The sequence below is a fragment of the Arthrobacter sp. TE12232 genome (assembly GCF_054062615.1).
Genome location: NZ_JBSSFK010000001.1, coordinates 589375 through 603978 on the forward strand (window position 1 = coordinate 589375; position 14604 = coordinate 603978).

Genomic DNA, 14604 nt, shown 5'->3' on the forward strand with positions numbered 1-14604 from the left:
CTGCTTCATTCCCTATCTCGGCCTCATCGTCGGTTGTGTCGGTTCAGTGCCGAGGGCCGTGGTCTGTCACCAGACATAGCCGTCGCCATCAGCGGCCAGCACGTTATCCTCATTCAGAACCTTCTTCAACAGGGCTGTGTGAGCGGTCGCTACGAACAGTTGTACGTTCGCCTCCGTTGCCACGTCCACAAGGGCCCCGAGCATCTCCGCTAGGTCAGTCTCATCAATCTCCTCCGAGGCCGGGGAGTCAATGAACAATAGCCCTGGATGGCGGCCGACGCCTTCGCGCTTGCCCACACGCATCAGCGCAATAGCGGTCGCGATCTTCAGGCGGATGCGCTCACCACCGGTGATTGACGCGTAACCCTCGGGGGCGCCTCCCGTCCACACCGTCATGTTCCCGTTGCCCTTGAGAGCCACGCGTTCCAAGTTGTCGATACCGAAGTCACGCGCCAGCCGTGCGATCTCCTCAGAAACCAAGTCCAAGATGGGGTCCTGATCCGCCTTCAACCACTTGTCGACAATTGGCTTGGCAGCCCTCAGAACGGCGCCAACTAGGTCGGTTTCGCCACTCCCCCCGGTATCGGCAGGCGGGAGTCCTAGCGACTCCAGGGCGCCTTGGGCATGCGCGAGTTCGATCATGGCCTGTTGGCGACGCTCCGCCGCAACAAGGCCATCCTGAGCCGCCTTCACCGAGCTGATGGCTTCTTGTTCAGAGCCCTCGGCGTCAGCCAGGTCAGCCTCGATCGACTCCACCGATCGCTCGGCGGCGGCAACAATTTGCTCCAGCGAAGCCAGATCGTCGACAGCGCCCCCGTCATCATCATCATCATCATCATCATCGTCGACGACATCCATCACCCGCGATGCCTTGCTGCGAAGCTGTTCACGCTCGCTGTCAGAGACGTTGGACGCCACCATGACCTGGTCATCGAGCGCAGCCAGGTCAAGTCCGGCGTGGCACAACGAGCACTCATGCTCATCATTTTCTGCCCGACGATGCTCCGCGGTCACCTTCGAAGCGCAACGAGGACATTGTGTCGGCTGCATGCTATTAAAGAACTTGCGCGCCAACCTGTCCTCTGTTGCCGCACGCCTGCGCGCCGATTCGGCCTGAACGCAGGCGCGCGCTTCATCGAGTGCCCCACGAGCAGTCATAAGCTGCAACCTCAGTGCGTGAGCCGTCCGCGATGTGTCGTTGGCGTGACTCACCAACGCAAACACACTTGCAACGTCCGTTACATTCGACGGCAATGCATCCAGCGCGGCCCGCGCCTGTTCGAAACGAGCCTCAGCGTCAGCGCGCCGTGCCCTGGCGAACTCTGCGCCAGCCAAAGCCTCCTGCGCCGCCAATTTGCTCTCATATTCGTACCGGCCGAGGGCCGCGTTAACGTGTCCGACCGGCGGCGCCCATGATGTGCCAGCGAACATCTGCAGGAGCCGAGTCGACAACGACGACACGTTGCCAATGAGGGGGTCAAGCTGGTCGGCGAAGAAGTTCAGCGCCCCAGCATATGAGGGCCAGGCGTGCGGCTGCAGTTTGTCCTTAGCCCAGACGCTGAGGTCCTCAAGCCGCAGGCGCTCAAGCATGAAAGAGTTCATCAGCGCTTCGAACGTATCCGAATTGCTGAACGAACCCAGCTTGACGCCCTCACTCTGTCCAGACCGAAGACGTTGCCACAGGTACCCGTTTGGTATCCCGTCAACCGCTTGAAACACGACAGCGAACAACGTCCCGTCGATCTTAAACTCCACGGTCACGCTGCTGATCCACTGTTGGACGTCCGCTCGCAGCGGAGATCGGCCCACGAGCGCCCACGCTATGACCTTCAGTACCGAAGACTTACCACGAAGGTTCTTCTCGCTGCCGACGCCGTTGACACCGGCGCCGGGGCTCCAATCGATCTTGAACGGCACGTTCATCCGAGGCTTGTCTCCGTCGTGATCAGTGGGCGGGACAGCGTCCCCACCTTTGTTCACCACTAGCGACTTCACCCCCGAGAATGCCACTCGAACGATTTGCAGTTGCACGGGGACGCCGGCATTCGATCGGTCTACGATGCCCTCCTTGGCCAAGATCTGTTCGACCCGACCGAGTTCGAGGCCCTCCCACTTCTTTACGAGTTTCGCGTGGATCTCAGCACCGAGAATGGTCAATTAAGCGCTCCGCTCAGTTGAAATTGTGTACTCAGCCGCTCCCGCACAACCGGCGCAATCGACGCGATCCTCAGGCCCAACTGCGTCTCGGCATACTCCGCCTGCTCATACTGTCGCTCCTTGAGCCGGCTACCCTTGTCTGAACCGGCGACCAGATCGACAAGCTCGGCCTGCCGTCCATACCAAGACAGAACCGGGTCCGCGGCCAGGTCGACCGCCGCGGCGACACCTGCTGGTCTCAGGAAAAACTCGTTGCGATGCCGTTGTGGAGGTTTGCCTTTGCGACGAACTTCGGCAAGTCCATAGGACTGCAGCAACGAGAAGGCGTCGTCAAGAGCCTCGTACGCGCCTCGCAGCCACTTAGGCATTGGATACCAGTGCAGGTTCGGCTCCAATCCATCGAGTAGATCCTGGGCGAGCGGCAAGTACTTCCTGGCGGGCAGCTCACCGGCCGCCACCTTGCTGATGATTTGATCAGCCAAATAATCGGGGTTCCTCAGCCAAAAGTCGAGAGCCTGCAAGCGCAGTTCGCTGCGGATTACTTTCACAAACCCATCCGGATCGGCATCCGTAACCGGATCACCGCATTTGTCGAGCAGGACCAAGACGCGGACAGCGTGCTGGCTTTTCGTGGCCTCCGGCCGGCTGGGCTCAGCTACCGTCAATGGCGGCCGGTCTGTCATCAGAAGGACCCTCTCTCTGGTGTCATGGCCGGGAGCTGCCGACACCCCAGCATAGGGGCAGGAACAGCTTAGAATCGGTATCCATCTGCTGTGAGTCACGAATCTGGTCTTTCTACGGGTTACACAATTTAACGATGGCGGGGAGGACGAAAGTAGCGTGGTTTTCAGGGTCTGGTTCATCCGGATCACGGTTCGCTACCCAAATTCGACCAGTCAGTCTCACGCGGTTGACCCTTGCCGGGCCCTCCCACCCCCAGTTCCTCTCGCGCTTGCCCGTTGCCGCTCGACCATGTGAGCGGGCCACCGATATCCTTCCATTGGCCTGACAAGGGCCTAGCATTACACCGTCCTGAGCCAGGCACTGGCGGCCCGACCACGGACCCTTCAAACGCCGTTTTTGCAGCCATGCGCAGTGGGGGTGATGGCCGTGCGAGACCTCCGCAGCGGGGCACGAATTCATCGCCATGCTGTGCCACACGGCCGCAGGAGCCCGGTAACTATCTAGGGGAAGTTCCCGCAATCGCGAGGATCCTGGAGAAGCGAAAGCCATCCGCGTTGGGCGGTGAGTCTATGATCCGCTCTCTAATGGGGACCCGCCGTCGCCAAGCTCACGCGTCATGCCGTGATCGTTGCGGAGGTTCAAAAACTTGTCGATCGCTTCGCGGGCTCCGTAAAGGAGGCCGACGGGCACACATAAGGTTGCTGATCTAAGACTGGCGCGACACCTGAGCCTAAAAATGTCAAGCTTTGTCAACACCAAAAAACCAAAAAGCTTCTGACCTGCGGAAACACTGTGCCCGAGGTGGGACTCGAACTGCATTCCGGACCTTGCAAACACTGCGCTCCGGCGGAAACATGCGGAATCCGGCCCGAACCGACCCCAGTACGGCTCGATCCGAGACCCGAAATGTGGACAATGTACACGCCCCCTTTTTGACCACTTTGATGTACCGTCCAGCGGACTGCCCCAGCCCATAAGAAGCGGAGTCCCCTGCCTGCTGGCCGCCGTCACCCGACGCTAGGGTCTTGTCGCGGATTCGGTGCCCTGCTTCGATTCCAACCACTGACATGCGGGAGGCCAGTCTCAAGCTGGGAATCACTGAGCGTCATGGTGGGCTCCATGGCTCACAGTGCTGGGCCGGCGGATACCACCCCAACAGACGCGCTGCTACGCGCGCATCTTCAAGAATAAACGCGAGGGCTTGACCGGCCGGCCGCCCGCAGAGCATCATATGGTACCCGCTCGAGTTGTCTCGGTCCGTCCCCGCAGGTTTCAGGACCAGCGACGTTCTAAGACGCGGGCCCGGGCAGGAGGCACCATGGCTTGCGGGAACAACCACATCGAGCGCGCCGATGTCGGTTCGACGATCAACATCGAGCCTGACCGTGATGCCTTATACCGTCAGATATCCGAGATCGCCGCTACCTCTGTGGGGTGGCGACCCGTAACCAAAGGCGACCTGTACGAGCCTGCGGCCAGCACGTACAGGAGTAAAACAGGCAAGGTCGACGTCTACACCGACGAGCGCGGAATGCCCCGCCTGGGCAACGTCTACCCACACGTGCATGAGTACTCCACGCCCCGGGGGGACGATGGCGTAACTGCCAGCCTCGGCAGGGACGACCACAGCCCAGATACGATCCTCGAGCCGGGGACCAGCGGCCAAGACAAATCCCGTTTGGCAGCCGTCGAAGCCGCCCGTAAGGTCGTCGGCCTAGCACCTCCACCAGCGCCAGCAGTGGTCAGCGAGCGGGTCCAGGCGCTCCGTGCCGCCCTCACCCGACCGGATCGCCCATGAGTGCACCGGTCGTCTCCGACGACGTGTTGCACTCCCACGCCCTGGCTCAAACCACCAAATGGTCCTCAGCGGTCACCCGGCTGCTCGTGGATGCAGAGGCCCCGGTGTCGACGCCCATAGCCGTCGACGCGCTCCACCGCCTGCTGCCCGACGACATCGCGAGGGTCCTGCTACCTCTGTCTGTCGTGGACGAGGCGTCGCTGGCCTGCACAGTGCTCGAGCCCCTGCAGGTTGGGGACAGAGCCCTTCGACCCGGGCACGTAGTGCGGGTCTTCCTCACCGAAGTGCACCCCCGCCACCAGCTAGCCGTTCTGGACATCGACCCGCTGGCGTACGTGTCCTCCCTCGAGGCCGAGCTGACCGCCCGCTCCGTGGGCCTCGCGCGGGTCCTGGACGAGATCGGCCCGGCTTATAAGGCTGCCTACATTGACCGCGACAAGCACCCACGTGACTTCGTTGCGCGCCCTGTACGCCTGGCTTGCCAGAATGTGATCGTGGCGCTGGCCGCGATCGCTGGCGATTCCGCCATCGACGGCCTGGCCGCTGTCGCCTGGCAGACAGCGGAAGTCCCCCACGTCGCTACTCACGAAGCTAATCGCGCTCTGCTCACCCTGACCCTGTGCGACACCTTTGCGCACGGTGGCACGATGGAGGTGCGCTTCGACCGGCAAGTGAGCATCGCGCTCAACGGGAAATCGATCACCTACCGTGGCCACCCTGAAGGCAGAATCCCAGCCTCGCTGGCCCGCTACGCACGCACCGTGGGCGCATACGTAGACCCAGCCGCGCCGGCGCTGACCCCAACTGACGCGCGGGCCTTGTTCTGGGCTGTGACCTCGATGCCCGACAGTCTCCGCACCCGCCTCAGCGGCGCGGTTGCCACCACCACCTTGACCCCCGAGCGCGCCTGCTACACCATGGCCTCGGCTATCTGGCACCCCGTCGAGCTTGACATGCTGCTAGCAACTAGCGAGCACACTCCGTCCATCCTCACCGGCGGTGTCTCGTGGACGGACCGCAGCGCCCGGCAGGCGGAATCTGACGCCGCGCGCGCCGCCCTGCTCGGCGGCATGTTTCACCGCCGTCTGGACGGCACGGACCACGCTGGGAGCAGCACGGGTCCGCGCGTCGTTGAAGATTCCCGCACCTGCGTCACCTGGGACATCGACGACGGCACTGCGATCATCACATTCCACCTGCCCGGCGTGACTGCCCTGCCGTGGACCACCGACGCACCGCTGATCACGGATACGGTGCACGTCGCACCACGAGTCCACGTCACCGACACCGACCTCGCGACGGTCCGCACTCACCTGCAAGCGGGGCGGGCCGCCGCGCTGCTGTTACCTGCTGACGTGCCCGCACCCCCTGGAACGACGGTGCCGGTGCTGCGCTGCCCCGATCGGCTTTCGGACCTTGACCGTCTGCTTGAGGCCACATTGACCCGCTCCCGAACGGCTCGCGCATGACCGTCACCGCTACCACCCTGGTTGCCATACCCGACAGCCTTGATGTGCGCGCCCTGGTTGGCGACATACTGACCGCTGCCGTTCGCGCGACGAAGTCTGACCCGGGGGACCGCACCGACATCGCCCGGTACGAGCGGTTGTGCACCGCTTTGGAAAGACTCGCCGCCAACCACGCCGCCGCCAACTCCACACCGACCATGCCGTTGGCCGCGCCCCCGCTCGGGCCTCACCTCCCCGTTGTCGGTCCCAACCTGACCGATCCCCTCGGACGAGGCCTGCTCGAGTTGCTGCCACCGGCAGCCGCGGAGCAGACGCGCACTTGGTTGAACTCCGGGTATTTCGTGGTCGCCGTTACGACCGCGCACGCCCCAGGAAACACCCCTCACCCCCCTGGGCGGCTCGGTCCCACCGCCGTCGCCGACACTTGGCTTGCACCGGTCGGTGTCGACGGCGCCGCCGCTGTCGAAGCCAGGTTCCGCGACCAAGTCACCGCCGCCGTCACGCCCGCCCGCAGCGGATCGGACATGCTGACCCGGACCGTCATCAACCCCTCCGGAGTGCACAACCGCGTGATCACCAACGTCCTACGTGAGCACGCCGCTGGCGCCAGTCGTATTGACGTTCACGTCGCGTACGACGACGGGTCCGCGGCGAGTCAGGCATTCCCGCTACACGCCCTCGACATGGTCGACCACCCGCCGGCCATCACACACATCGAACTGCGCATGGCATTGCTGTCCATCCGGCACACCGAAATGGACACAGTGGTGGACGGCGCCTGGCTTCGGAACGCAGAGGTGTCACGTCCCCGCCCTCGGGCCGAGACCGACGATTTCGTGTACACCACGTCATTGGCTCAGCTAACCGCCCTGACCGGCCACGGCCAGCGAACCGCCACCTTGTACCTCTACCAGACTGGCCTCGACGCGGCTATCGTCGGCTTCTACCGGTCGGTGACGACACATCTGCTCACGTTCCCCGGAACGCTGACTGTCATTCCAATGTTCGCCGAAGTCGCCCGCCACTCAGGCACAACTACGTTCCGACCAGGCCGCCCGTGGTGCACCCGGACCCCAGCGTGACACCGACAACCCCGGCAGCCGGACGTGGACGGTCGCGTCCTAACGTGCGAGTCGCCGAGTGCAAGGACTGCCTGCGAGAGGTCCTCGCTGGCACACGCGAGGACGGAAGCCAGTACTTCACCTATCCCGAAGCATGGGCAGTGGCGACCATCGAACGCGGGGGTTCGCGCACTGACCGGTGCCGGGAGCATCGGGCGGCCCACAACGGCGACATCGCTGGGCTAACCGTCGCCTACATTGACCTTGACACTACCGGGGAGGTCACCGATCGGGACCACCCCACCGGTCCACTCGGCGCGCTCGGGCCCCTGCCAGCAGCTCACCTCGTTGCCGATACCCCTGGCGTCGACCTGGGCAAGTTCGGGTTCGGGATGGATGAGACGCACATTCGCACCATGCTCCACCACCTCTCCGACCCGGACCGGCGAGTCTTAATCGTCAAGGCCGGCACCGGCACCGGCAAGTCGACGTACATGCCCTACAAGCTCCTAGATCCGCCCGACGACGCGTTTCGCCTCACCGACCTCGGCCCGATCATCGTCACAGAACCGCGCGTGCAAGCCACGGTTGGGGTGGCCACGTTCGTGGGTAGAGAGATGTCCGGCACCGGTGGCGTCGGCCCCGGCTACCCTGTCGGGTTCCAAGTCAAGGGAAACCGCCAGCACGACTCTGCGTGCCAGCTGATTTACGTCACGGACGGCACCGTGATCAACTGGCTGCGAGAAGGTCGGTTATCGAGCATCGGCACCTTAATCGTCGACGAGGCCCACGAACGCTCCACCAATATCGACTTCATCCTCGGGTTCCTACACCGCGAGCTAGACCGATACCCCCACCTGCGCGTCATCATTACGTCGGCCACCTTCGACGCCGAGTTCTACCGTCAGTATTTTGGTGCGAACCGCACCAACGTGCTCGAGATTCCGGCGGTCAAGACCATCGGGTACGGCTGGCCTCTCTTCAGCGAGCTCGACGCCCCACCGGCGGGTCAACAGGCCCTGGCCGCTTGGTCCCGCATGGCCCCCGAGCTGCGCTTGGCACCCGGCCCTGGACCCTCCGACTCGGAGAACCTCATTGCGTCTTCCTGGCCACGGTATGCCGACCCGCTCGGCCCGGACGACGTCGTCGACCCGAGGGATATTGGCTACACCGAAGACCTGCACGCCACAACCCGCGCGCTGTTCGGCATGCGCGCCCGCACCTCCATCCCTGTCAAGGCGTGGAAGGAGGACATGCCCGCCGCCGTGGCCGAATTCGTCGTGGCCCTAACGAGTGACATGGACGAAGCGGGCATCTACGGCGACATCCTCGCGTTCCTGCCCACTACCCGCGCCATCGAAGAGGCGTGCGCCATCGTCACGGCCAACCTCGCTGACCTCGTCGACGTGTATCCCCTGATCGCGTCCCTACCCACGCCAGAGAAGGAAGCGGCGCTGGCCGGTCGACGGAAGGGTGATCGCCGCAAGATTGTCATCTCGACGAACCTTGCGGAGACATCGTTGACCGTCGAAGGGGTCCGATTCGTCGTCGACTCTGGCCTGATTGCCCAGAGCGAATGGGACGTGATCACGGCGCAAGGCGACGTACGTACCAAGAGTCACTCTCAGTCTGGGATCAAGCAGCGCTGGGGACGGGTCGGTCGCAAGGCACCTGGATGGGTATTTCCGCTCTATTCCAAAGACCAGCTGCTTACATTGGATGAGGACACCTCCCCCGGGGCCACCCGCTCCAACCTTGAGGACCTTGTCATGACCGCCAAGCTCGGCGGGCTGGGTTCGGTGTACGACATCGTCTGGCCAGCAGCGTTCGAGCCGGAACCCCCCGTCATGCAGGACGCCGCGGCCCGCACGGCTCGGAGCGTGTTCATCCGCGAGCTCGCCCGAGCGCAGACTGCATTGCACGCCAATGGCGCCCTCGACGACGCCGGAGACCCGACCAGCTTTGGCAAGGAGTTGTCCCGGCTGCAGGTTCTCGGGTCGGCAAGTGCCGCCATGGCGATCATGTATGCGGACCGACTCGCGTGCTTGCCGGAGGTTGCAACGATCTTGACCCTGCTCCAGGGCACCGGCCGGGTCTGGCTGGTGTCCACCAGGGGAATGCTGCTGTCAGACCACACATGGCCCGACGAGTGGCGTCTGGAAGCCGCGGAACGGCACCGAGCCCTCGCCAGCGCCTGCGAGGACGACGCCGAGCTCGTCCTGCAAGTCGTGGCCGCGTGGGAGCGCGCCGATCCGGCCACCCCCCCATGGGAGCCGTCGAGCACCCGCGCCGCATGGGCGGCTCAGTGGTGGGTGAACCATGACACCCTGCTGGCCGCGGCCACCGTGCGCCGCGACATCCTGGGTGGGCTGTCCCCGGTCCTGTCAGAAGAGGTCAAACGGTTCGTCGAACCGTCCCTCCTTCGCCGCGCACGAGGGGCCATCACCCGCGCGTTCGCCCACCTAGAGCACACCTTCGACGGCACAGCCTTCACACCCGCGGCTGCTGATCCGGATCCCGACCCCGCCGACGCGGACCCTGAGATGGGCGCGAAGCCCCGACCCCAGATCGACCGCAGCATTGACCTGGACATGGACGCCGACCTCAGCGACGAAGAACTCGCCGACCTCGTCGCTGTAGTCGAAGCGGCCGATGTGGTCGAGTCCGGTGACCGCGCCGCCTTGTCCCCCGGCAAGGACGGCGTCGGGCCGATCCGAGTGCACGGCAACACCGTGACGACGCCACCGGCCTGCAGCATCCCCCTCAATCGGTCCCGATACGCCGGCACCACCTACTTGTCAAACTTCGTTACAGCGGAGGCTTGGGCCCACGGCACCCGGGGCGTGGCCGGGCCGGCCGCCGCCGTCGAGTTACTCGTCGCGTCCGCGCGCGACGGCATGGTCGAGCGGCACCGAAACCTTGTGGGTTTATTGTGGGCCGCTTGGCCCGCCGGCACGCGCGCCCTCATGCGGTTCTCCCCCGCCCCGCATATCGTCGTCGCCGCCGTCAACGCGCGACATAACCCGCCCCCCCTGCCCGCCGCTGCGGAGGAGCTGGCTGAGCTCGACGCGGCGCACGCGGAAGCCCACGGTGGCGGCACTGTCACCGACGCCGCCCCCGAGCTCGACACCAGCTGGCCGAGTCCGAATGTTCCCGTCCCGGACACCGACGCCGTGGCGCGCACAGCCGTGCTCGACCACCGCGACATCGAAGGGGCGGAGTACGCGTGCGGCACCTGTCTGCCGTGCTTGGACGGCAACCTTCACCAATGCACCGACCGACGCGACACCCGCATCGACTGGGCGCCACCGTTCGTGGGGATTGTCGATGAGAATTCCAACTTAGTCGCCGCCCTGCGGGCGGGAACGGCGATCAACGCAGACGTGACGAGCCCAGCCGTCGTGCCCGACCCAGACACCGTTCTCGAGGACGACACTTGGTACGAGATCTACGCATACACCCGGCCTGAGTTCAACCAGCCCCCGGCGATCCTCCTCCGGACAGATTGGCGCACCCCGGACCATGTGTGGGGACCCGCCCAGCACCCCGACCTGACAGCCGGCAACCACATCGAGGTCAGGGTCGGTGGAGTAGTCCGCGACCACCACGGCGACCTGCGAGTCTTCACGCGAACCGACGGACGCGGGCGCTTCCTGTTGCGCGAAGCCACACCCGATGCCGGCACGCAGGCCAAGTTCGCCCAGCTTGCAATCTCCCTCGGCGAGCGTGACACGGGCCAGCTCGCCGACCTCGTCCCTGGCGCCACACTCGTGGCCACCGCCCTGCCTCGGTCCCACGTCGACCACTTCACGATCACCTTTCTCGACCTGGCCGCCGCCCATCTGCAGAACGCACCTGGAGCTGGCCGGGCCGGCAAAGACACTCCGGCAGTGGTTGAAGCGGCCCATCCAAATGGGAAGTTTGTCGAGGTGCACCTTCTCGCGACCGACACCACCATCGGGTTACGGCACCGGCTGTCCGGATCGCTGAACGGCACACCGCCGCCCGAACCCGGCACCCCAGTCCTGATTGACGTGCGCCGCGCCACCCCCCGCCTGCCCCTGCAGGGCCGACCACTAGTCGAGTTGCACCACCTGCTTGACACTGTGACGGGTGTGCGCCTCGCCGGCCTGCCGACGGGGCGACCGCTGCCCCCTGTCGGCACCTCCATGACTCGCCTCGAATCCACGACCGAGATCCCCACCGCCACCGCCCTGGACTTGGCGGCCTTGGACATCGATGCGACCTGGGCTAGGGACGTTTGGCTGCTGTGGGCCCGATCCCGGCACAGGCGGATCGCGAACGTTCGCCCGGGCCAGGCCAGCGAACCTATCGTTTACGCCGCGGGGCCTCGAGTCGAACTCGCCCCCGAGCTTCACCTGCCAGGCACGGCTCTCCTGGCGCTGCACCCGGTTGGCTCCCGAACGACTGCGGTCGTCACCACCGTCCTTGATGAAAAGGGACGGGCTTGGCTGCGGCTGCCCGACGGTACACCTGCGTCAGTAGCCGCCAGGGACGTCGACCTGACCGACGGTCGGCCCCTGTCTCAGGTCACCCCCCTAGGCGGCACTGTCACCGGCTATGTAACTGGGTCCTTTGACAAGGGCATCGGGCCCGCTCAGATCACCCTTAGCCTACGTAAGTTGCCCCCCACAACGCCCGATATAGCATTCCAGTCGCCGCCGCCGGTCCCGACCCTCGACAGTGCTCGGGCGAGTTACCCGCCCGGAACCCCGATGAGCGCTACGGTCAAGTCCATCCAAGGCGGGCGAGCTATTCTCGAGCTGCCCGACGGGTTACCGGCCACATGCGTCACCGCTGACATTGGCGCTACTCCGGTGCTTGACTTGACGTGTGTCCTGGCGATCGGTCAGTCGGTGACCGGCTTCGCCGCCAGCATCAACGAGCAGCGCGGCCACGCGCAGGTACACATAAAACTCCCCGACCTGCCGGTCCCGACCGTATGGGAACAGCTCGAACATCTCGGCATCAGATCCGGCGCCAGCTGCACCGGGCGCGTGACGAACACAATCGACAAGCTCGGGGTGTTCGTCCGCCTTACCCCTGCGATCGACGGACTCATCCACCTGCGCACTCTCCGCGGGCGAGCTCCCTCCACTTTCATCCGGAACGAGTCCGTCAAGGTGCACGTGATTGCTGTCCGCCAGGACCGAAAGAAAACGGGCTGGCCCGCGATAGACCTGCGCCTGGCCGAACCATCGCCCCTCGTGATGGAGACAGCCGTTTCCGCGGCAGAAAACCCGGTTAGGCACGATCAGGAAATCTCCACCTTCAAAGATGTTGCGCGAGGTTTCAAGTCTCCAGAGACATCAGGGAAGATGCCGACCAGCCAGCAGCTAGTGCAGGGACGTTCCCCTACAGTCGAGGCGCAAGCGGTGGGGAGCACAAATGTTCGGCCCCCCGTGGAACCTCGTGGAATTGAACGAGACGACCTCAAAGAGCATATTCGAGCCGTGATAGAACACCTTGACGGATCGCCCACTGTAACCGAGTGCGTTACGCGACTCTTACCACTTTGGTTCGGAGAGTGGGGTGGCGAGCGATACGATGACGATTTCTACCACGACCCCGACACTGAATTTCAGCGGCGTTGGGCGCGTGAAAATATCTCGCCGGATCCGGCAATCGCTCAACAAATCTCCAACCTGTTGGACTGGGCCTACGACGATTACAACGACAGGGCCTACATTCCTCCCACATGGGACGACAGGTTCGGAAGAGACGTCCTCCTTGCTCTGAAGTCAGCGCAACTTCAGGACGGATTGGGCTTAGGGCCCCAGATCGCTAGCTCCGCCCTTCCTGACACCGAGGGATTCAGGGCCAACCACCCGCAAGACCACGATCAACGATTATGACGCGTGGGAATAGCAGATTCAACTTTGGTGCCCGCGTGTGCCGGAGATCGAGCGAGCGCTCGGTCAGTCGCCGACAGCCAAAAAAGCCGCCTCGTTGTTGGGAGCTCTTTGGTATACGCACTTCGGATTAGGCGCAGACAACCCCAAATTCAAATGGCTATGGCGCCGGTCAGTCGTCGAACAATGGGTGCGCAACCACGTCACGACGGACGCCTCCCTCGCGACGCAAATTCAGGACATAATGGCGACAATCGCCGCTCCGCGAAAGAACCAATCGGGCTCACTGCCGACTGGGCAGGGACCCCGGTCAGCGAGTACTAGATGCGGCAGTCGAAGCAATGCGCCGGCGACAAGTCGAAACCGCCGAGGATGGGGACACCGATCTCACGCTAAAAGCCTTTGGTGAGGCGTGAGCCTCCGATTAACGATGGTTTGAGGACAAACCGCTGGCGGGCGGGTTGAAATCGAAGGGATCGTGAACCTCACTCCATTGGCTGCCGAGCGGTTCTGAAGCGCTTTCAGGCGTGGCTGTTCCCAACTCAGCAACATAGGCGCCGGCCATTTGAGTTACTCCTACGGTGGCCGTCACGCCGACACGTTCAGTGAACAGATCCTCGGCGACCTCCAGCGACCGTCGGTTACCCCAGCCGCTCAATCAGGTGGAGGTCTTGCACGGTGGCCAGCATCTGGCTACAGACTGTCTTCGTTGCATTCCGCAGCATCTCCTCTGCGCTGATGCCTGCGCCTAGGATCGGCGCAGCTCATCCTCGTGCACCAGCTGACCGAACAGCCAGGCTAGCTGCTGCCTGAGTTTGACGCCGCGTGGGGCGCAAGATGCTGCCGACCCGGAAGTTTGGGGCTCCGGTTGAACAACGGCCAACATGGTGACTTTTCGGGGAAACGGGCCTCGAGGAGTTCCGAGGCCTGACTCGCGATAATGAGACAAAGCAAAAAGCAGCAGAAGTCGGCATCTCGTCCGGCCTGGCTGTCCACCAGCTTCACCGACGAAGGTGGTTGGACTATAGCTTCGGTAACCGACTCTGCGTCGACATCACAGGAACCTACACCGCTTAGTTATAGGGTGAGGCATACCCCGTAGCCATCGCAGGCGAACCCAAGAGCCCTTCAATCTGCTCGGCGACTGTCCGGCGCGACGGCCAGGGCCGGATGTCGATGTTCGGGTAGTCGGTCGGGCCCACGACTTCGATGCGGCCGGCGTTGGCAGCTCGGCCGCGGGCCTCAATATGGTCGCGTAAGTTCCAAGTCGTATTGATATGCAGTGCGTTGAAATCGCATGGCTTCATGTAGCGCTGCTTCACCTTCTTCAACAGCTCGTGCGCAGGCCGAAGTGAGGTCGTGGACGCCTCGGTCATCATGGTCGACCAGCTATTAGAGCATCTCCGGGCTGTCTCTGAGCTGGAAGCCATGACAGAACTGACATCGAACAGACCTGGATCACCCGGCGTCGCCGGCGGTCGAGTGCCCGCTGGATGAGGCCGAAGTTCTCGTTGAAGCCAATGATCTAGCCCGGGGGTTTCACGGGTTCGGCGTTGAGGGGT

General features: G+C 63.8%; 8 protein-coding genes. 4 read left to right on the forward strand and 4 right to left on the reverse strand.

From position 1 onward, the window contains the following. Positions 1-66 precede the first annotated feature (66 nt). Both ACVWZ7_RS02670 and ACVWZ7_RS02675 read right to left on the reverse strand, forming a co-directional pair. The gene (locus tag ACVWZ7_RS02670) at positions 67-2157 is read right to left on the reverse strand and encodes a hypothetical protein (protein WP_456506893.1); all 2091 of its coding nucleotides are present in this window, start codon (positions 2155-2157) and stop codon (positions 67-69) included. Continuing rightward, entirely contained in the window at positions 2154-2762 is a 609-nt protein-coding gene (locus ACVWZ7_RS02675; protein WP_456506894.1) for a hypothetical protein, read from the reverse strand. Before ACVWZ7_RS02675 ends, ACVWZ7_RS02670 begins: the two co-directional genes overlap by 4 nt. A gap of 1397 nt (positions 2763-4159) precedes the next feature. Here ACVWZ7_RS02675 and ACVWZ7_RS02680 point away from each other — a divergent pair. Genes ACVWZ7_RS02680 through ACVWZ7_RS02690 form a run of 3 tightly spaced genes read left to right on the forward strand, consistent with a single transcriptional unit; the run spans position 4160 to position 7190 of the window. Then, entirely contained in the window at positions 4160-4639 is a 480-nt protein-coding gene (locus tag ACVWZ7_RS02680) for a hypothetical protein (RefSeq protein WP_456506895.1), read from the forward strand. Beyond that, positions 4636-6108, forward strand: a complete 1473-nt coding sequence (locus tag ACVWZ7_RS02685; RefSeq protein ID WP_456506896.1) for a hypothetical protein — start codon at positions 4636-4638, stop codon at positions 6106-6108. The genes ACVWZ7_RS02680 and ACVWZ7_RS02685 overlap by 4 nt, the downstream gene beginning before the upstream one ends. After that, the gene (locus ACVWZ7_RS02690) at positions 6105-7190 is read left to right on the forward strand and encodes a hypothetical protein (RefSeq protein ID WP_456506897.1); all 1086 of its coding nucleotides are present in this window, start codon (positions 6105-6107) and stop codon (positions 7188-7190) included. Before ACVWZ7_RS02685 ends, ACVWZ7_RS02690 begins: the two co-directional genes overlap by 4 nt. 221 nt (positions 7191-7411) lie before the next feature. On the opposite strand, the gene ACVWZ7_RS02695 is transcribed toward ACVWZ7_RS02690, so the two are convergent. Continuing rightward, positions 7412-7576, reverse strand: coding sequence for a hypothetical protein (locus ACVWZ7_RS02695; protein ID WP_456506898.1), 165 nt, complete (start codon positions 7574-7576; stop codon positions 7412-7414). A 9-nt stretch (positions 7577-7585) separates the two neighbouring features. Between ACVWZ7_RS02695 and ACVWZ7_RS02700 the strand changes: the two genes are divergently transcribed. Next, positions 7586-13045, forward strand: coding sequence for a helicase-related protein (locus ACVWZ7_RS02700; protein WP_456506899.1), 5460 nt, complete (start codon positions 7586-7588; stop codon positions 13043-13045). 1070 nt (positions 13046-14115) lie between these two features. On the opposite strand, the gene ACVWZ7_RS02705 is transcribed toward ACVWZ7_RS02700, so the two are convergent. Continuing rightward, positions 14116-14421, reverse strand: a complete 306-nt coding sequence (locus ACVWZ7_RS02705; protein ID WP_456506900.1) for a hypothetical protein — start codon at positions 14419-14421, stop codon at positions 14116-14118. Between the last annotated feature and the right edge of the window lie 183 nt (positions 14422-14604).

Coding starts and splice junctions, on each gene's coding strand:
- ACVWZ7_RS02680 (WP_456506895.1), top strand. CDS start 4,160: ATGGCTTGCGGGAACAACCACATCGAGCGCGCCGATGTCGGTTCGACG.
- ACVWZ7_RS02685 (WP_456506896.1), top strand. CDS start 4,636: ATGAGTGCACCGGTCGTCTCCGACGACGTGTTGCACTCCCACGCCCTG.
- ACVWZ7_RS02690 (WP_456506897.1), top strand. CDS start 6,105: ATGACCGTCACCGCTACCACCCTGGTTGCCATACCCGACAGCCTTGAT.
- ACVWZ7_RS02700 (WP_456506899.1), top strand. CDS start 7,586: ATGCTCCACCACCTCTCCGACCCGGACCGGCGAGTCTTAATCGTCAAG.
- ACVWZ7_RS02705 (WP_456506900.1), bottom strand. CDS start 14,421: ATGATGACCGAGGCGTCCACGACCTCACTTCGGCCTGCGCACGAGCTG.